Annotated in this window: 1 protein-coding gene; it reads right to left on the bottom strand. The window is 65.1% G+C overall.

What is annotated here, in order from left to right:
• Positions 1 to 218, bottom strand: a 218-nt coding sequence (locus ACKQAD_RS20340; RefSeq protein ID WP_409161767.1) for a hypothetical protein, incomplete at both ends; no start/stop codon positions are given.

The raw sequence follows: 218 nt of genomic DNA on the forward strand, positions 1-218 counted from the left end.
TCTGTTCCCACTCTCCCTGCGCGGCACGGCGCGCGAAACGCTCCCACGTATCCGTCCAGTCGCCGAGCGTGTAGCCGTGCCACGGCGATTTCATCTTGAGCGCCGGCAGACCGAGCTCGTCCCAGATCGCATGCGCCTGCTCCATGTATTCCCGCGTGGGCAGGGCAAGCGGCGCCATCGGATACTTCTGCGTCGCGTCGATCAGCATCGTCGATTCG

Source organism: Pectobacterium artocarpous, assembly GCF_046159765.1.
Taxonomy (GTDB): Bacteria; Pseudomonadota; Gammaproteobacteria; order Enterobacterales; family Enterobacteriaceae; genus Pectobacterium.